This window comes from Myxococcus sp. CA051A, assembly GCF_013336705.1.
Taxonomy (GTDB): Bacteria; Myxococcota; Myxococcia; order Myxococcales; family Myxococcaceae; genus Myxococcus; species Myxococcus llanfairpwllgwyngyllgogerychwyrndrobwllllantysiliogogogochensis.
This window is the reverse complement of the sequence record NZ_JABUMS010000003.1, coordinates 284,314-301,327: the sequence shown is the minus strand read 5'-3', so window position 1 is coordinate 301,327 and position 17,014 is coordinate 284,314. Positions and strand designations below refer to the sequence as shown.

Genomic DNA, 17,014 nt, shown 5'->3' with positions numbered 1-17,014 from the left:
CCCCCATGGCGCCCCGGCCACGTCCCACGTTGAGTGAGTGTCTCGAAGGCCGGGGAAACAACCTGGACTTCCTGCGCTTCGCCGCGGCCACGGGCGTCATCGTCAGCCACTCCTTTCCGCTGGGCGAGGGCCCTCAGGGGAGCCCCGAGCCGCTGACCGTCTTCACCCACGGCCAGGTCTCGCTCGGGTTGGTTTGCGTGGCGGTGTTCCTGGTCATCAGTGGGGTCCTCATCACCCGAAGCTGGGAGCGGACGCGCGACGTCCGAAGCTTCGTCCTGGCGCGCACGCTGCGAATCTTCCCGGGGCTGGCGGTGTCGCTCCTGCTGACGACGCTCGTGCTCGGCGCCGCGTTCACCACCTACCCGCTGGGTGAGTACTTCACGGCGCCCGACACGTACCGCTTCCTGCTGCGCAACTTCACCCTCATCAATCCGCAGTGGAACCTGCCCGGGGTGTTCGAAGGGAACGTGTATCCCAGCGCCGTCAATGGCTCGCTGTGGACGCTGAAGTACGAAGTCGGCTTCTACCTGCTCGTGCTGGGATTGGGAGTCACGGGACTGCTGCGCAAGGAACTGGCGCTGGCCGGGTGGTGTGTCACGGCGGTGCTGTCCTTCCTGCACATCGGCCGCCTGGGTTTCTGGCCGCTCCTCGGGCTCTACTTCGGAGGGGGCCTGGTGCTCTATCTCTGGAGAGAGCGCGTGAGGATGAGTCCATGGCTCGCGGTGGCCTGTGTCCTGGTGCTCACCGCCACGTCGATGGCGGGCAAGGGCCTCCCTGTCGCCATCGGCTCCTGTGGCGCGTACCTCGTGCTGTACCTCGCGTTCCTCCCGAGCAGGCTCGCGCACTTCGGACGCCACGGGGACTTCTCGTATGGCCTCTACATCTATGCCTTCCCCGTGCAGCAAGCCGTCACGGCCTTGCTGGGAGGCCCCATGCCGTGGTGGTGGAACGCGGCGTTGTCCCTCCTTGTCACGCTTCTGCTTGCGATGATGTCCTGGAGATACATCGAGCAGCCAGCCATCGCTCTCGGCAAACAACAAACACGACCACAACCATCACAGCCCTTGAACTCCTAAGCCTCGAGTCCTGGCCGGACGTGGTACGGGCGGTAGCATCGAGCGCCTGGCGTTTTTCGCAACTCCAGACTGCACTGCGTGCGGTTCAACTCTCAAGCACAGCAGGCAATCGCTATTTCATCGGCGGTTCCGTGAGCAGGGCCGCACCAATGGCTCCCGCCAGCTCTCCCAGCTCCGCCGCCAGCACGGGGGGCTGACGCCCGGGCATGAAGATGTGGGGACGCATGGCCTCATGCAGTCGGTCCGCGTATTCCTCGCCCAGCCTCGTGCCCAGGCCACCTCCCAGGATGACCGCGTCCACGTCCGTCAGATTGATGGCCGAGGCAATCCCCACGCCCATCATCCGCAGCGCCCGCTCAATGAGCTTCGTGGCCAGGGGGTCCTTCTCCTTCAGCGCCTTCTTCCAGATGCTGCTCGTCAGGCGCGTGCGCTGCTTCTTCTTCATCATCTCGAAGAGGACCGTCTTCTTGCCCTCCTCCTCGGCCTTTCGCGCCTCGCGTTCCATCCTCGCGCGCCCCGCATACGCCTCCAGGCACCCGTACCGTCCGCAACCACAGCGAGCCCCACCCTGTTTCACCACCATGTGGCCGACTTCGCCCGCCGCTCCACGGCCTCGCCAGGACACCCCGTTCAACACAAGCCCCCCGCCCACGCCCGTGCCCCACCACACCCCCAGCACCGATCGATAGGGCCTCCCAGCCCCCAGGCGATACTCCGCGACAACCGCAACCTGGACGTCGTTGCCCAACACCACCCGGCCGTGCACCAGATTCGAGAGGTCGCTCGCCATGGGGTAGGGCTCCGTCCATCCACGCCCCACGTTGCTCACCCGGGCCAGCGTCCCCGCCCTCGCATCCACCGCGCCGGGCGCCCCCACTCCCACACCCTCGAGGCGCCGAGAGGACAACCCCGCCGTCACCGCCGCTTCCTCCAGCGTCCCATACATCTCCCGCACCACCTCCTCCGGCTTGCCTTGCACCGGCGTCGGATGGCGCGCATGGCCTATCGGCTTGCCTGTCTCATCGATGATGACCGCCTCGATTTTGGTTCCGCCCAGGTCGATGCCACCCCAAGCCTTCGCCGTGCCAGGGGTCGGCCCTCCGCGAGCCTTCCCCGTTCCCACCGACCGAACCTCATCCATGTCGTGCCTCCGGCAACCACGCGCATGCGCACGTCCCATGGAAGATGCGCAGTCTCGGCTCGACCTCCGCGACCCGCTCGCCTGACAGGTCGTTGGCGCAGCGGTAGGTCAGGGCGAGCGTGCGACCGTGCGGCGACACGGAAGTCGCTCGGGAGGGCGGGCCCGCGCGGCCTCGATCAACGCCCCCTGAGGCGCCGGAACACCTGTGTCACCGCCACCTTCGGAAGGAAGCCCAGCAGGTACCGCCAGCGCGGCACCTCCAGGTGGAACGGCAGGCCGCGCAGATACAAGTCAACGGCGAGGTCCATCCGCCTGTGCTCGACGAGCACGTGCGAGACGTGCCGCGTGGCATAGAGCAACATCTCCAGTCGCTCGCGCCTCCGCTCGCCCCCGCCGGGATAGCGCCCCAGTCGCTCCTGCATCAGCTGATACGCCATGCCTTGGTGGCTCGACTCCAGCATCGTCGACTCGGACCCGTCGTGCCTTCGGTAGCCCACCATGACGGGCGTCCTCACCCAGGCGAAGCCCGGCTCGGTCCCCAACCGGAACAGGAGGTCATAATCCTCCGCGACGATGCGCAGCGGCGTGAAACCCTCCACCCGCCTGAGCGCCTCCGTCCGCACCGCCAGCACGCACGCCGTGCGCGGCGTCCGGTCCAGGGCGCTCGCCAGGTAGTCCGTGAACAGCGAGGCCCGCACGGGCTCCCGAGCCACCCGGGCCAGCTCTTCCTCGCCACTGAAAGACACCGACGTGCCCATCACCACCGTCGGCGCACCGTGCTCCTCCAGCACCTGCCGGTACGACGCCAGCGTCCATGGGAACCACAGGTCGTCGCTGTCCAGGAACACCACGTACTCGCCACGGGCCGCCTGGATGCCCAGGTTGCGCGCGGCGCCGGGGCCCGCGTTGGACTGCTGGAGCACCCTTACCTGCTCACCCAGCCGCGCGAGGACCTCCAGCGTGTCGTCCTGGGAGCCGTCGTCCACGACGAGCACCTCGAAATCCCGCTCCTCCTGCGCGAACACGGAGGCCAGCGTCCGCTCCAGCAGCCGCGCCCGGTTGTAGGTGGGGATGACGACGGAGAAGAAGGGCATGTCAGAGTCGCGTCCGCAGCCCCATCTCGGAGATGCGCAGGAAGGTGGCGAGCTGCCGCCGGTACTCCGGAAGCGCCATGCGTCCGCGCAGCAGCGTCTGCGTCAACACCAGCGAGTTGTACGGAAGCGTCCCCACCAGGATGGCGCGCAGCATCCACTCCCGCAGCCGGCCGTGGTGCTTTCGGAAGTAGGCCACCCGTGTGCGCCACAGCTCGATGCGCACCTTGTCAGGCCCCGTGGCGGAGGGACGGAATGAGCGGCTCGTCAGGTGCGTAATCACCGCCTCCGGACAGAACGCCACCTCCCAGCCCGCCTTCCACGCCCGGACACACCAGTCCGTGTCCTCCGTGTTGCCCAGGGGCGACAGCTCCTCGTCGAGCAACCCCACCTCCGCCAGCGTCTCCTCCCGCACGACGATGCAGGCCCCCAGCACCCAGCTCACCCGGGCATCCTCGTGTCCGTACTGCGCGGGGTCGATGTCCTTGCGCTTCAGGAAGTGCAGCGGGCTCGGAAGGAAGAGCAGGTCGAACAATTGCCCGGACAGCGACATGGGCCGGAAGGTGCAGTTCTGGATGGTGCCATCCGCGTTCAACAGCCGTGCACCCGCCATGCCCACTCGCGGATTTTCATCCATGAAACGGACGAGCGAATCGAACGCATCCTCGTGGACGATGGTGTCGTCATTGAAGATGCAGAAGTGGCGCCCGCGCGCCTGTCGCAACACCTGGTTGTGATTGGCGGAGAAGCCCTTTCGAGCGGAGTTGAAGAGCCAGCGCACCTGGGGGAAGTCGCGCCGCATGGCCTCCACGCCTCGCCCATCCGTGGCGTTGTCCACCACCCACACCTCGAAGGTGCACTCCCGCGTCGTCGCGTACAGCGTCCGCAGACAGTCGTGCAGCAACTCCGGGTTGCTGTGGTTGACGATGGAGATGACCAGGTCCGGCTTCGTCATCGGATGCCTCACGTCCCTCTCATGACACCGGGCTCACCGGGACAGCCCGAGCGGCCCGCCGCGCCCGGATGAACGCGAGGATGTCGCGCACCTCGCCCAGGAGCGAGAGCGTCCCCGGCAGGCGCTCGCGCACGAGGATGAGCAGCGCGAACACCACCGTCCCCACCGCCCAGCCCGACAAGCCACCGTCTCGAATCCACAGGCGCACGACCAGGAAGGCCGCGGCCACGACCATCCCCACGGTCACCAGCGGCTCCACCACCTGGAGCACCAGCCCGCGCAGCGCCGGGTTGAGCCGCGACACCCGCCACGCCGTCACCCAGACCTCCCCCAGCGACACCACCAGCCCGATGGGCCCCACGCTCGCCAGGCCGAAGCGGTGGATGGCCCACGTACCGACACTCCACTTCACCACGCCCACGCCCACGACGACGGCCAGCCGCTCCCAGGGGCGGCCTCCCGCGTTCTGCGCGGTGGCGAGCAGGCCCGTCAACACGATGAGCAGACACTCCAGGCTGAACCACTGCACCAACGGCACCGCGGCGACCCACCGCTGCCCGAAGAACAGCGGCACCAGCACGGGCATCCCGAGCACCGCCACGGGGAGCGTCAGCAACAGCACCACGGCCAGCCGCCGCAGCGAGGTGCGCAGGTACTCCGCGAAGCCCTCCGGGTCATCCTGCATCCGGCAATAGGCCGGGAAGGCCACGCGGTTGAGGACGACACTGAGCATCATCGGAGTGGAGGCCAGCGCCACGGCCCAGTTCACCAGCCCCACGGCATCCTTGCCGAGCACCCTCCCCACCACCAGCGGCACCCAGCCCGCCACCACGGCCGCCACGAGCGGGGGGAGTTGGAAGGCCAGTCCGAAGCCCAGGAGCCGCCGCAGCACGTCCACCCGGAACGTCCCGCGCGGGCGCCACGGCGAAGCCCAGCCGATGCACACCAACCCCACCACGCCGCGAACCAGGGACCCTAGCGCCAGCGCCCACGCACCCAGGCCCGCCGCCGCCAGGGCCAACGTACTGGCCACCTGGGCGATGTTCTCCGCCAGCTCCGCCCTCGCGATGGCCGGAAAGGCCAGCCGCCGCTCCAGCGCCATCAGCGGAATCACGCGCAGCGAGGACAGGAACAGCCCCAGGGCCATGACCCACACCATGGGCACCGCCCCTTCGCCCAGGGCATAGCCCTCCGCGAGCTGGGGGGCCAACGCGCAGACGACGGCGACGATGACGGCGGTGAGCGCCTGGTGGCACCAGAAGATGGTGAAGGTCTCATCCCGCGTGGGCTCATGGGGCTGACGCACCAGCGCCGCGCTCAACCCCAGGTCCCCCAGGAACACCCCCAGCGAAGCCGCATAGGCGACGATGCCGAACAGGCCGTAGTCAGCGGGGAACAGCAGCCGGGAGAGCACCAGGGCGCTCACCACTCGCAAGCCTTGCGAGGCCACGGTCCGCGCTATCAGCACGACCATGCCCTTCAGGGCACGGGCCTTGACGTCGCCAGTGTCCACGTCAGGTGCGGCGGTCGCGGTCATCGCAAGGGGGACAGCCCGCTCCCGGGCATCAAAGACGAGGGCCGCCCCAGGTGGACGGCGCCCACTCGATGCTACCGGGGCCGTCCCACCCTCACAAGCAATGCGAGGGCGTCGGGACAGTGGGTCAGCGGCTTGACTGCTTGGGTGCCCGACGCGTGGTTGCCACCCAGGAAGCCCCGGGGCTACGGTCCGCCGGGCATGTCACCGAGCCACTCCCTCTTCCAATTCCTCAAGCGCGAGGTGCTCGTCAGCGAGCACGAGGTCTTCCACCGTACGCTGCGGGACACGCTGGTGGGCTCGTGCGACAGCGTGCTCGATATCGGCTGCGGCTCGGGCTCACCCCTGAAGAAAATCTCGCACCTGTTCTCGCGCACCGTGGGCGTCGATGGCTACCCGGCGAGCATCGAGCGCAGTCGCGCCGCGGACATCCATCAGGAGTACCACTGCATGGACCTGCTCGAGGTCGGCAAGCACTTCGCGCCCAAGAGCTTCGACGCGGTCATCGCGCTGGACGTCATCGAGCACTTCGAGAAGCCCGAGGGATATCGACTGCTGGAGATGATGGAGTCACTCGCGCGAAAGCGCGTCGTCATCTTCACGCCCAACGGGTTTCTTCCCCAGGATGAATGGGACAACAACGTCCATCAGGTCCACCGCTCGGGCTGGGAGGTCTATGACTTCGAGCTGCGGGGTTATCGCGTCACCGGCATGAGCGGCTGGAAGCCGCTGCGAGGTGACTTCGCGCTGCCCCGCCTCCGCCCCGCACGACTGGGCAGCCGGCTGTCCATCCTCACCGAGCCCTTCGCCACGCGCTTCCCCCAGCACGCCTTCCAACTCCTCGCCGTCCGCGACCTGGAAGCCTCCTGAGCCGTGACCTCCTCCTCCGGCGAACCACGGGACGGTGACAGGCCCGTCTCGTGGCACCTGCTCACCGGGGAGTATCCACCGCAGCCTGGCGGCGTCAGTGACTACACCCGGCTGGTGGCTCAGGCGCTCGTCCACGCAGGGCAGCAGGTGCATGTCTGGGCACCGGGAGAGTCAGGCGCACGCGAGGAGCTCGGCGTCACGGTGCACCGCGTTCCCGGACTCTTCACGCCGATGGGGCTGCGCCACCTGACGCGCGAGCTGAATCACTGTCCCACGCCAAGGCGGCTGCTGCTCCAGTACGTCCCGCACGCCCTGGGCATGAAAGCGATGAACGTTCCGTTCTGCGCCTGGTTCGCCGCGCGTCGCCAGGACGAGCGCTGGGTCTTCTTCCACGAAATCGTCTACCCGTGGAAGCCAACGTCTCCGCTGCGCCATCAAGTGCTCGCGGGAGTCACACGGGTGATGGCGGGGATGGTGGGCGGCGCGGCGGAGCGACTCTTCGTGTCCATCCCGTCATGGGCGGAGCACCTGCCCGCGAGAGTCCGACATCGCGCGGAATGGCGCCCCATTCCCAGCACGCTTCCAACAGAAGTTCCGGAACAGACGCGTGAAGCAGTACGGCTGGCACTGGGGACGGGGCCCTGGCTGGGCCACTTCGGCACGTACGACCCCGCCATCAGCGAGCTCCTGTCGACGGTCCTCGTCCCACTGCTGCGCGCGGACGAACACCGCAAGGGCCTGCTGCTGGGACGGGGCAGCCGACGCTTCGTCCAGGAACTGGGCCTGCGACATCCAGAGCTCGCCCCACGAATCACCTCGCGGGATGACCTGGCGCCCGCCGAACTGTCGGCACACCTGTCGTCCGTGGACCTGTTGATACAGCCCTATCTGGATGGCGTGAGCACGCGCCGGACGACCTCCATGGCCGGGCTGGCACTGGGATGTCCCCTGGTGACCCAGACCGGGCATCTCACGGAACCCTTCTGGCGCGAGTCGCGGGCCGTCGCTCTCGCGGAGGACACCACTGCCGGGGCGCTGCTCGAGTGCGCCGAGTACTTCCTGGCCCACGCGGAGGAACGCGCCGCATTGGGTGCGCGCGCGGCCCGGCTGTATCGCGAGCGATTCACCCTGGAACGCACGGTGGAAGCACTCCTGCACCCGCCAGGGAGCACTCCGTGACGTCCTCGAAGCCCCTCCGACTCGCGGTGTTGATGGACCCTCTCGAAGAGGGCTGGCCCAGCATGGACCTCGTGGGCGAGGCACTCGTCGATGGACTGGAAGCCTTCCCTGGCGAAGTCTCCGCCCAAGGCCTGCGGCCACCCCTGCCGGCCGTGGCCCGCCGGCTGCCACGCCTGGGCTCGCGGCGCGAGGCGTTCAACGTCGACCGCATCCTCACCCGCTTCGGCCTCTACCCGGCGCGTGCGCTGCTCGCGCGCTCCCGGTTCGACGCCTTCCACATCGTCGACCACAGCTACGCGCAGCTCGTCCACGCGCTCCCGGCCTCGCGCACCGGCGTCTTCTGTTACGACCTCGATGCGTTCCGCTCCGTCGTGGAACCTCACCGCGAAGCCCGGCCCGCGTGGTTCCGACTCATGGCCAGGACCCAGCTTCGAGGGCTCGAGCGCGCCGCCATCGTCTTCCACAACACCCAGACAATCCGGGACGAGTTGCTCACGCATGGCGTGGTCGACCCCGCCCGTCTCGTCTGGGCCCCGCTGGGCACCTCTCCCGAGTACCGCGTCGAAGCCGTCCCGGGAGACCAGAGCCAGCAAGTGCTCGCGCCCCTCGAGGGCCGGCCCTACCTCCTGCATGTCGGCAGCGCGATTCCGCGCAAGCGTCTGGACGTGCTCTTCGACGTGTTCGCCGCGCTGCGCGCCCGCCACCCGGACCTGCGCCTCGTCCAGCAGGGGGGCGCGTTGAACTCGGCGCAGCGGGAGCACGTCGCTCGACTTGGCATCGGCGACGCCCTGTTCCAACCCCCCTTTCAGCAGCGGTCCACGCTCGCGGGCCTGTACCGCAACGCGAAGGCCGTGCTCATCACCAGCGAGGCGGAGGGCTTCGGGCTCCCGCTCATCGAAGCCCTGGCCTGCGGCGTCCCCGTGGTGGCCAGCGACCTGCCCGTGCTGCGTGAAGTGGGCGAATCCACCTGTCTCTACTGCCCCGTCGGAGACCTCTCCGCGTGGACGGAGACCGTCGACGCCCTCCTCACCGGACGCGTGTCACCGCCGCCGCTCACCCGTCGCCTCGCCCGCGCGGCGTGTTTCACCTGGACCGCGCACACGCGCGCCATCCTGGATGCGTATCAGCGACTCGCGCGCTGAATCACAAGAGGGAGGGCAACGTCACGTGGTGCTCGATGAACGCACCCGCCCGGATGTCGACAGAGCTGCTGTGCGGCCTTCCCAGGTCGCGGCCCCGCACCTCCAGTTGGTGAATGCCCTCGGGCAGCTCCAGCACGTACTTCTCGCCGTGGCTCTTCCCATCCACGAGCACGTCCTGGAGCGGAGGCCCGTTCACCTTGAGCACCACCGTGCCCATTCCTCGAGGCGCGGTCTTCTGGACTCGCGCACGCGTCGTGTCGCGACGGGGTGAGCGCGTCCGGGCTTGCGCCAGGAACGCCCAGCCGCCCACCACGACCACCAGGGCCAGCGCGCCGCCCACCAGCAGCTTGCGCGAACGCAGCGGGCGCAGCGGCTTGTGGTCCAGCGACGTCGCCTCCAGCAGCATGGTGGGCGTCACCATGATGCTCGTCGGACGCTCGGAGTCGGAGATGGGCCCCCGGCGGCGAGGCTCTCGCCGTCCACCCTTCTTCCCCTTCACCTGGGGAATCGCCTGGAGCAACTCCGTCGCGCGCGTCTCCGGGGGCGGTGCGGAGAGCCGGGTGGCGCCCTCGGAGAACCCCGCGAGGACGTGCTTCAGCTCGCGACGCACGGACTCCGCGGAGGCGGGGCGCTCGGTGGGTTCCTTCGCCAGCAGCCGCATCACCAGCGCCTCCAGCGCGGAGTTCACCTCCCGGTACTTGGAGAGCGGCGGAGGTGGCGTGCGGACGTGGTGGACGATGATGGCCATGGCCGACTCACCCTCGAAGGGCAGTCGCCGCGTCAGGAGTTCGTAGGCGATGACCCCCACGGCATACAGGTCCGTCTGCGGGCTGACTTGATGACCACACGCCTGCTCCGGAGCGATGTATTCGGGAGTGCCCACCAGGGCGTTGGCGTGTGTCTGGGGCGTGCTGCCGTAAGGCGCCTCGCTGCGCTTGGCGATGCCGAAGTCGAGCACCTTGACGGACTCGCTGCCATCACCCTCGCGCACCATGAAGACGTTGCCCGGCTTGAGGTCGCGGTGGATGACGCCCACCCCATGCGCCGCGGCCAGCGCGCTCAAGAGCGCATCGAGGATTCTGATGACCTCCACTTCCAACATGGGGGCGCGCTGGTGGATGACCTCGTCCAGCGGTGCGCCCTCCAGGTACTCCATCACCAGGTACTGCCCCACGTCGGGGATGGTTCCGAAGCCGAAGATGTCGATGATGCCGCGATGACGGATGGCCGCCGCCGAACGCGCCTCCGTGGCCAGGTCTCTCGCGCGGCCACCTTCGACGAAGTCCGGGCGGATGACCTTCACGGCCACCCTGCGCCCGATGACCGCGTGCTCTCCCTCGTAGACGATGCCCATGCCACCGCGGCCGATGCGGCGCTTGATGAGGTAGTCGCCCACCTTCGTGCCCACCAGCGCGTCGCGGGTGACGGACTCCTCCCACTTCATCGCCCGCGCCGAGTACGCCGGGGGAACCCCCGACACCAGGGGACGCACGGGCTCCGGCAACATGTTCCGCTCGCGCTTGAACGTGGCCTCGTCCGTGTCCTCTTCCGCGTCCGGGCGATACGCACCGGCCGGCGCCACGACTCCGACGCGAAACACCTCCTGCGGGCACACCGTGACACCCGGTCGATGGTCCGCTCCGCAGCGCGGGCATTTTCGAGAGGGGCTCATCGTCTCTCGGACTATCGCTCGGCCCCCTGGGTGGAATCCATCTCACCGAGGGCAATCGCAACGCCGTAACACACGGCTTTCCTGGATTCACTTGCCTGACTTGACTTCATCCAAACCCATCTCAGCCCCCCCCGCGCCCAAGCAGAACGCGGTCGGAAACGACGCACGGGCGCGATTGACGGGTTCGGAGGGGTCTGCTTCGGTCCCAGGCGCGTGCGCGTCCTCTTCCTCAATCCCGTGGGCATCCTGGGTGGCGCCGAGCGCGCGCTGCTGGACCTGATGGCCTGCCTGCGCCAGTTGGACGCGGGGCTGTCCCTGCACCTGCTCGCGGGCTCCGAGGGCCCGCTGCTGGACGCGGCCAGGGCCCTGGGCGTCGACACCCGCCTCCTTCCGCTTCCAGCGGGGCTGTCCGGCCTGGGCGACAGCGCACTGCGTGGGCAGGGGCCTGGGGAGGCGTGGCGCTTCGCGCGAAGCCTGCTGCCCGCGCCCGCGCTCCTCGCCGGTTACGGCCGTGCGCTGCGTCACGAAGTCGCGAGGCTGCGGCCGGACCTGCTGCACTCCAATGGAATCAAGACCCACCTGCTGAGCCCCGTCACGGCGGGCCTGCCGCTCAAGCGCGTCTGGCACATCCACGACTTCTTGAGCGAGCGCCCCCTGGTGCGACGCACGCTGGGCACGCTGGCGCCGCTGGCCTCGGCGGCCATCGCCAACTCCCGCGCCGTGGGCGAGGACACGCGCTCGGTGCTTGGCCGAGTCCCCGTCCACGTCGTCTACAACGGCGTGGACACGGAGCGCTTCGCACCGGGCGCCCCGGCGGACCTGGACGCGCTCGCGGGATTGCCCCCTGCTCCGGAGGGCACGCTGCGCGTGGGGCTGGTGGCCACCTACGCGCGCTGGAAGGGTCATGACGTCTTCCTGGAAGCCGCCGCGTTGCTGTCGCGTCAGGCGCCGACGCTCGCGGTGCGCTTCTACCTGGTGGGCGCGCCGCTGTACCGGACCCCGGGCTCCCAGTTCACCGAGGATGAGCTGCGGCGGTACATCGACCACCACCAGCTCACCGGCCGGGTCGGGCTGGTGCCCTTCCAGGCCAACCCGGCCGCCGTCTACCGCGCCCTGGATGTCTTCGTGCACGCCAGCATACGCCGCGAGCCCTTTGGTCTCACCATCGCGGAGGCCCTGGCCTGCGGGACGCCCGCCGTCGTCTCGCGCGCGAGCGGCGCGGCGGAGGCGCTCACGGACGGAGTGGATGCCCGGCTCATCGAGCCGGGTGATGCCCGCCTCCTCGCCACGGCGCTTCGCCCCCTGCTGTCGGAGGCGAGAGAGCGCGCGCGACTGGGCGAGGCGGGCCGGAAGAGCGCGGTGGCGTGCTTCTCTCGCGAGCGTTACGCGCGTGAGGTGCTCGCCGTGTACCAGGCGCTGCTGTCCACCTGACGGGCCGCCGTCCATTCTGGTGCCTTGACCCGGTGGAGCGGGTCTGGTTCGGTCCTCGGTGGACCGGGAGCCTCCGTGAAGCGGCCTCGCAGACTCGTCACCGTCTCGCACTCCTATGTCGTCTCCCTGAACCGGCGCCTCGCCAACGAGCTGGCGCGCGTGGGAGCGGGGACGTGGGAGGTGAAGGCCGTGGCGCCCCGCTCCTTCCAGGGAGACCTGAGCCCTCTCCTCTTGAAGCGCGACGACGGTGAGGCCGCGACGCTGGAAGCCGTGCGGGCCTTCTTCAGTCGCTCCCTGCATGCCTTCGTGTACGGGCCGGAGCTGCGCGGCTGTCTCGCGGGCGACGTGGACCTCGTCCATTCCTGGGAGGAGCCCTACGTGCTCGCCGGATTGGAGGTGGCCCTGCTCACTCCTCGCCGCACGCCCCTCGTCTTCTGCTCGGCGCAGAACCTCCTCAAGCGCTACCCGCCGCCCTTCGCGCAGGCCGAGCGTTTCGTCATCCAGCGCGCCTCGGGCTGGGTGGCCTGGGGCGAGACGGTGAAGGAGCTCCTCACCACCCGTCCCGGCTATGCCGCGAGGCCCGCGCGCGCCATCCCCATGGGCGTGGACGTGGAGCTGTTCCGTCCACACCGCGCCGCGGGCGAGGCCTTCCTGCGCGAGCAAGGCTGGGATGCGCCGGGCCCTCCCGTGGTCGGCTACCTGGGACGCTTCGTTCAAGAGAAGGGGGTCCCCCTGCTGATGGCGGCCCTGGACCGACTCCAGACGCCGTGGCGCGCCCTGTTCGTGGGAGGAGGCCCCCTGGACGGCGCCCTGCGAGCATGGGCCTCACACCATGAGGGCCGCGTGCGCATCGTCACCGGCGTTCCCCACGGCGACGTGCCACGCGCGCTCAACGCCATGGACCTGCTGTGCGCGCCCAGCCAGACGACGCCTCGGTGGAAGGAGCAGTTCGGGCGCATGCTCGCGGAGGGCTTCGCCTGCGGGGTGCCCGTGCTGGGCAGTGACTCGGGCGAGGTACCTCGCACCGTGGGCGACGCCGGCCTCGTGCTCCCCGAAGCGGATGTCCCAGCGTGGACCGCCGCGCTGGCCCGACTCCTGGAGAGCCCCGAGCAACGCCGGGAGCTCGCCGCGCGCGGACGGGAGCGCGCCGTCACCCGCTTCGCATGGCCTGTCGTGGCACGGGCCCACCTGGACTTTTTTGAAGAAGTCCTGGCGAGCCGCTGACCGCGTTCAGCCCTCGCGCTCCATCACCTCGACGAGCGTGGACGCCATGTCGTCCCACGTCCTGGAGCGCAGCGACTCCGACAGCGAGGCCAGCGGCGCGGCCCAGGCGCTCGCATTCATCCGCCAGGACTCCAGCGCGCCCACGAGCCCCGCCACGTCGTCCGGGTCGTTCAGCAACAAGTCCCGCAGCGCGGCGGGATAGCGCTCCGCTACGCCCGCGGCGCGACTCACCAGCGCGGGCAACCCCGCGCACAGGGCCTCCTGAACTCCCAGCCCATAGGCCTCGTAGCGCGTCGGCGCCACGAGCAGGTCCGCGGCGGACAGCAGCACCGGCACATCACTTCGGAACCCGAGGAACTGGATGCGCTCCGACAGGCCACGCACCCGCGCTTCATGCTCCCAGGCCTCGCGCTGCGCGCCCGCGCCCACCACCTTGAGGTCCGTGTCCCAATCGCCTCGGGCATGAAGTCGGGACCACGCCTCGAAGAGCGTGTCGAAGCCCTTGCGCCTGTCGCCCAGCGCTCCGATGAAGAGCGCCACCCGCCGGTCCGTCGGCCAACCCAGCGCCGCGCGCGTCGCGCTCCGAGTCTCCAGCGAGACAGGGTGGAAGCGCTCCGGCTCGCTGCCGTAATAGACGACATGCACCCGCGCCTCGGGGACGCCCGTCGCCGCCACCAGGTCGGCTCGAGTCCGCTCGGAGTTGGCGATGATGACGTTCGAGCGCCACAGCGCCTTGCGCTCATCGTTCTTGTAGCGCTGGTGACTCACCCGCCCCTTGAGCCGGCGAAGCGCACCGCCCACCGGCTCCGAGACGTAGGCGCCGTGGACGTAGTGCACCCAGTTGGCGCCCGGGACCACGCAGTTGCCACCATTGGCCAGGACGCGGCCACCCTCGGCGCGCGTGCGCAGGGCCCAGGCGCGTCCCATGGCATCCAGCAACGGCTCGCCCAGCAGATAGGAGTTCGCGGGCTTGGGCACGTGCACGAAGCGCACGTTGGGGAAGCCGAGCAGTTCGTCCGCCACGCGGTGCGCCACCAGCCGCACGGGGCCGCCTTGCTTCGCCAGCCAGAGCGCCAGCGCGAGGTTCGCCCGGTCCATCCCACCGGTGGCCACGAAGTCACCGGCGATGAGCGTGTAGGGTCTTCGCATGAGTCCAGGCGCCCAGGAGCGCCGCGTTGAGCAACCAGAACTCCATGCCCACCTGGCTCATGAAGAACGGATAGCTGAAGGTCAGCGCCAGCGCGCCCAGGTTGTACGCGAAGATGACGCTCCCCCACAGCCAGAACTCCTCACCCAGGTCCTCGCGCCGCCGCGCGATGCGCAGCACCCAGGCCATCGTTGCAAGCAGGCCCAGCGGATAGAGCACCATCACCAAGGCCCCACCGTCGTAGACCCACGCCGTCCACTGGATTTCCGCCCACAGGCCCGGGTAGGCCGGGTCGGAGTTGTCCCCGAAGTACGCGTTGGGCATTCCGTAGCGTCCCAGGCCCGCTCCCAGCGGATACTCCGGCAGCAGGTGCTCGAAGGTCCCCTCCAGGAAGCGCCCCCGGTTGCTGCGGTAGACCTCCTCGGGCTTCGCCTCGAACAAGGAGTCCCAGCGCGACTGCACCGCGTCGCCCCCGACCGCGACGGCCCAGCCGAAGGCGAACACAGCCGCCCCGCCCACCACGGCGAACAGCTTCGCCAGCCGCCCCACCCGGCCCGTGAGCGTGAGCACGAAGGCCATGGCCGCTAGACACACGACGAGCATCAGCGCAATCGCGCGAACCTGGCACAGGTAGAGGCTGAGCAGCCCTATCAGGATGCCACCGCCGCTCAGCCCGCGCGTCAGCCCGCGACGCGACGACAGCAGGAAACCGCTGCCGAGCAACACCGCGTAGAACGCGCCCGTCGCCGCGCCACCCGGCATGTCCGTCAGCCCCATGGGACGGTAGACGCGCTCGCCGCTCGCCGTCTCGAACTCCAGGCTGCGCAGGTAGGAGTCACCCTGCGACTGCACGGCGGAGGAGACGGCGGGCTGGAAGCGGCCCGGGAAGTAGACCTGGAGCACACCCACCGCCGCGCTCGCCACGTTGAAGAAGAACAGCAGCGCGAGCGTGAGGCGGAACACCTTCGGGTCGATGGACAGCCGCGTCACCCAGAGCAGCGGAGCGATGATGGAGAGCTGGATGCCGAGCTGCGCCGCCGCGCCCAGTGGACTGACGGTGCCCGGGTTGAAGAAGTTGAGCGCGGTGATGCCCAGTGAGCCCAGCACGAAGGGCAGGGCCGGATGCCTCAGGCCCCGTCCTGGCACGCACACCAGCAACGCCAGGCTCATGCCGAAGGCCAGGATGCGCACCACCAGGCGCAGCGGACCGATGGCGTCCACCAGCAAGGCGAGCTGACAGAAGATGAGCAGGCCGATGAACAGCGGCACCAGCTTGCCCGACGACAGCAGGCCCCTCCTGGGCTCGGCCCTCCGCGTCACCACCTCCAGCGGCACATCCGGAGCGCGGCGCACGAACTTGCGCCCGAGCACGCCCGGCCCCTGCAGCCCCGGTCTCACCCCGAGCGGTGGGCGCGGAGCACTCACGCGGCCACTCGGGAAACGGACCTGACGGAGCGCAGGTCCTCGTCCAGGCTCGCGAGGAAGACCTCGGGCGCGCAGAGCCTCGCCGCGCGAGCGGGCCCGCCCTCCCCCAGCCTGCGCCGGGCCTCCGCGTCGACCACCAGGCGGAGGAGCGCCGAGGCCAGCGCGCCGGCCTCGGGCGCGACGAGCCTGCCACACGTCTCGTCCACGATTTCCAGGGGGCCACCCAACGCGGTCGTCACCACGGGAAGTCCTGCCTGGAGCGCCTCGACGAAGGCCAGCCCGAAAGAGTCCGGCGACGTGTTGGGCTGACAGTGCAGGTCCGCCGCGCGCAGCAACCGGGGCACATCCGAGCGTTGCCCGAGGAACCGCACCCGCCCCTGCAGCCCGAGCGCCTTCGACTGCGCGAGCAGCCCGTCCACGTAGCGCGTCTCCTCCTCGCGTTGAGCGCCCCCCACCACCCACAGTCGCCACCCTCGCGCCTCGCGCATGCGGCCCAGGGCCTCGAGCAGCAGCCGATGCCCCTTCAATGCCTGCATGCGACTGACATGGATGATGACCACGTCGTCCTCGCTCGCGCCCAGGTCGGCACGCAGCAAGGCCCGCTCCGCCGCCTCCAGCTCACGCGCTGCCTCGGCGACCAGCGGGTGCCGCACCCGATAGGCCGCCCGGGGATAGACGGACCCCAGCGAGCGCGCCGCGAAGGCGCTGTTGGACAGCACCAGGTCCGGGGGGGTGACGCTCGCCCAGCGCTCCAGCCAATGCGCGCCGGCCAACGGTTCGTGCTGGAAGAACACCAGCGGGACGCCGGCCGCGCGCACCACCGGACCGAACAGCGCCTGGGGCCAGACCGAGTGACACACCGCCGCCGAGTACGCGCCCTGCTTCAACACCGCGCCCAGGGCCCGCCGCGCGCGCCACACCGTCCAGGGATGGCTCACCTTCGCTGGCCCCAACAGATGCACCGTCGCGCCCGCGGCGCGCAGCTCGTCGGCCAGGCGTCCCTCGAAGCACAGCGCATACTCGTGCACGGTGCCCTCCGGGTGGCGCGCCGCCACGCGCGCCAGCGAGACGAGGAGGGATTCGATGCCGCCGTAGAGATTGCCACTGTAGACGTGCAGCGCGCGCAT

At 69.6% G+C, this 17,014-nt stretch carries 14 protein-coding genes; 6 read left to right on the top strand and 8 right to left on the bottom strand.

The genetic code is table 11. The features are described from left to right. Positions 1–5: 5 nt before the first annotated feature. Positions 6–1,076: an acyltransferase gene (locus HUA74_RS11180; RefSeq protein WP_174454555.1), complete on the top strand. Its 1,071-nt coding sequence runs from the start codon at positions 6–8 to the stop codon at positions 1,074–1,076. 112 nt (positions 1,077–1,188) lie between these two features. On the opposite strand, the gene HUA74_RS11175 is transcribed toward HUA74_RS11180, so the two are convergent. The 4 genes from HUA74_RS11175 to HUA74_RS11160 form a co-directional block, all read right to left on the bottom strand. Continuing rightward, entirely contained in the window at positions 1,189–2,217 is a 1,029-nt protein-coding gene (locus HUA74_RS11175) for an ROK family protein (protein WP_174454554.1), read from the bottom strand. Positions 2,218–2,393: 176 nt separating this feature from the next. After that, positions 2,394–3,311 carry a glycosyltransferase family A protein gene (locus HUA74_RS11170; protein ID WP_174454553.1) on the bottom strand — a complete coding sequence of 306 codons (918 nt, stop codon included), beginning with the start codon at positions 3,309–3,311 and terminating at the stop codon, positions 2,394–2,396. 1 nt (position 3,312) lies between these two features. Next, positions 3,313–4,263, bottom strand: coding sequence for a glycosyltransferase family 2 protein (locus HUA74_RS11165; RefSeq protein ID WP_174454552.1), 951 nt, complete (start codon positions 4,261–4,263; stop codon positions 3,313–3,315). A gap of 19 nt (positions 4,264–4,282) precedes the next feature. Next, positions 4,283–5,800 (bottom strand): oligosaccharide flippase family protein, encoded by a 1,518-nt coding sequence (locus HUA74_RS11160; protein ID WP_141641779.1) that lies wholly within the window; start codon positions 5,798–5,800, stop codon positions 4,283–4,285. 198 nt (positions 5,801–5,998) lie between these two features. Between HUA74_RS11160 and HUA74_RS11155 the strand changes: the two genes are divergently transcribed. The 3 genes from HUA74_RS11155 to HUA74_RS11145 are packed head-to-tail and all read left to right on the top strand — an operon-like array spanning position 5,999 to position 8,988. Continuing rightward, on the top strand, positions 5,999–6,667 hold the full coding sequence (locus HUA74_RS11155; RefSeq protein WP_174454551.1) for a bifunctional 2-polyprenyl-6-hydroxyphenol methylase/3-demethylubiquinol 3-O-methyltransferase UbiG: 669 nt from the start codon (positions 5,999–6,001) through the stop codon (positions 6,665–6,667). Between the two features lie 3 nt (positions 6,668–6,670). Next, positions 6,671–7,846: a glycosyltransferase gene (locus tag HUA74_RS11150; RefSeq protein WP_174454550.1), complete on the top strand. Its 1,176-nt coding sequence runs from the start codon at positions 6,671–6,673 to the stop codon at positions 7,844–7,846. 32 nt (positions 7,847–7,878) lie between these two features. Continuing rightward, positions 7,879–8,988 (top strand): glycosyltransferase, encoded by a 1,110-nt coding sequence (locus HUA74_RS11145; RefSeq protein ID WP_174454850.1) that lies wholly within the window; start codon positions 7,879–7,881, stop codon positions 8,986–8,988. Between the two features lies 1 nt (position 8,989). On the opposite strand, the gene HUA74_RS11140 is transcribed toward HUA74_RS11145, so the two are convergent. Beyond that, on the bottom strand, positions 8,990–10,570 hold the full coding sequence (locus tag HUA74_RS11140; protein WP_174454549.1) for a serine/threonine-protein kinase: 1,581 nt from the start codon (positions 10,568–10,570) through the stop codon (positions 8,990–8,992). A gap of 303 nt (positions 10,571–10,873) precedes the next feature. Between HUA74_RS11140 and HUA74_RS11135 the strand changes: the two genes are divergently transcribed. Further along, positions 10,874–12,091: a glycosyltransferase family 4 protein gene (locus HUA74_RS11135; RefSeq protein WP_174454548.1), complete on the top strand. Its 1,218-nt coding sequence runs from the start codon at positions 10,874–10,876 to the stop codon at positions 12,089–12,091. A 75-nt stretch (positions 12,092–12,166) separates the two neighbouring features. Further along, a complete protein-coding gene (locus HUA74_RS11130; RefSeq protein ID WP_174454547.1) occupies positions 12,167–13,315 on the top strand; it encodes a glycosyltransferase family 4 protein in 1,149 nt (382 codons plus the stop codon). A gap of 6 nt (positions 13,316–13,321) precedes the next feature. Here the strand turns inward: HUA74_RS11130 and HUA74_RS11125 are convergent, their stop codons facing one another. From HUA74_RS11125 to HUA74_RS11115, 3 genes are read right to left on the bottom strand one after another with little or no spacing between them, the layout of a single operon-like run. Further along, positions 13,322–14,464, bottom strand: a complete 1,143-nt coding sequence (locus HUA74_RS11125) for a glycosyltransferase family 4 protein (protein ID WP_254613957.1) — start codon at positions 14,462–14,464, stop codon at positions 13,322–13,324. Beyond that, entirely contained in the window at positions 14,433–15,887 is a 1,455-nt protein-coding gene (locus HUA74_RS11120; RefSeq protein ID WP_371745656.1) for a hypothetical protein, read from the bottom strand. Before HUA74_RS11120 ends, HUA74_RS11125 begins: the two co-directional genes overlap by 32 nt. Then, positions 15,884–17,014 carry a glycosyltransferase gene (locus tag HUA74_RS11115; RefSeq protein WP_174454546.1) on the bottom strand — a complete coding sequence of 377 codons (1,131 nt, stop codon included), beginning with the start codon at positions 17,012–17,014 and terminating at the stop codon, positions 15,884–15,886. Before HUA74_RS11115 ends, HUA74_RS11120 begins: the two co-directional genes overlap by 4 nt.

Excerpts from the sequence above, each read along its gene's own strand:
- HUA74_RS11160 (WP_141641779.1), bottom strand. The coding sequence starts at position 5,800 with ATGACCGCGACCGCCGCACCTGACGTGGACACTGGCGACGTCAAGGCC.
- HUA74_RS11125 (WP_254613957.1), bottom strand. The coding sequence starts at position 14,464 with ATGCGAAGACCCTACACGCTCATCGCCGGTGACTTCGTGGCCACCGGT.
- HUA74_RS11115 (WP_174454546.1), bottom strand. The coding sequence starts at position 17,014 with ATGCGCGCGCTGCACGTCTACAGTGGCAATCTCTACGGCGGCATCGAA.
- HUA74_RS11155 (WP_174454551.1), top strand. The coding sequence starts at position 5,999 with ATGTCACCGAGCCACTCCCTCTTCCAATTCCTCAAGCGCGAGGTGCTC.
- HUA74_RS11145 (WP_174454850.1), top strand. The coding sequence starts at position 7,879 with ATGGACCCTCTCGAAGAGGGCTGGCCCAGCATGGACCTCGTGGGCGAG.
- HUA74_RS11175 (WP_174454554.1), bottom strand. The coding sequence starts at position 2,217 with ATGGATGAGGTTCGGTCGGTGGGAACGGGGAAGGCTCGCGGAGGGCCG.
- HUA74_RS11180 (WP_174454555.1), top strand. The coding sequence starts at position 6 with ATGGCGCCCCGGCCACGTCCCACGTTGAGTGAGTGTCTCGAAGGCCGG.
- HUA74_RS11170 (WP_174454553.1), bottom strand. The coding sequence starts at position 3,311 with ATGCCCTTCTTCTCCGTCGTCATCCCCACCTACAACCGGGCGCGGCTG.
- HUA74_RS11165 (WP_174454552.1), bottom strand. The coding sequence starts at position 4,263 with ATGACGAAGCCGGACCTGGTCATCTCCATCGTCAACCACAGCAACCCG.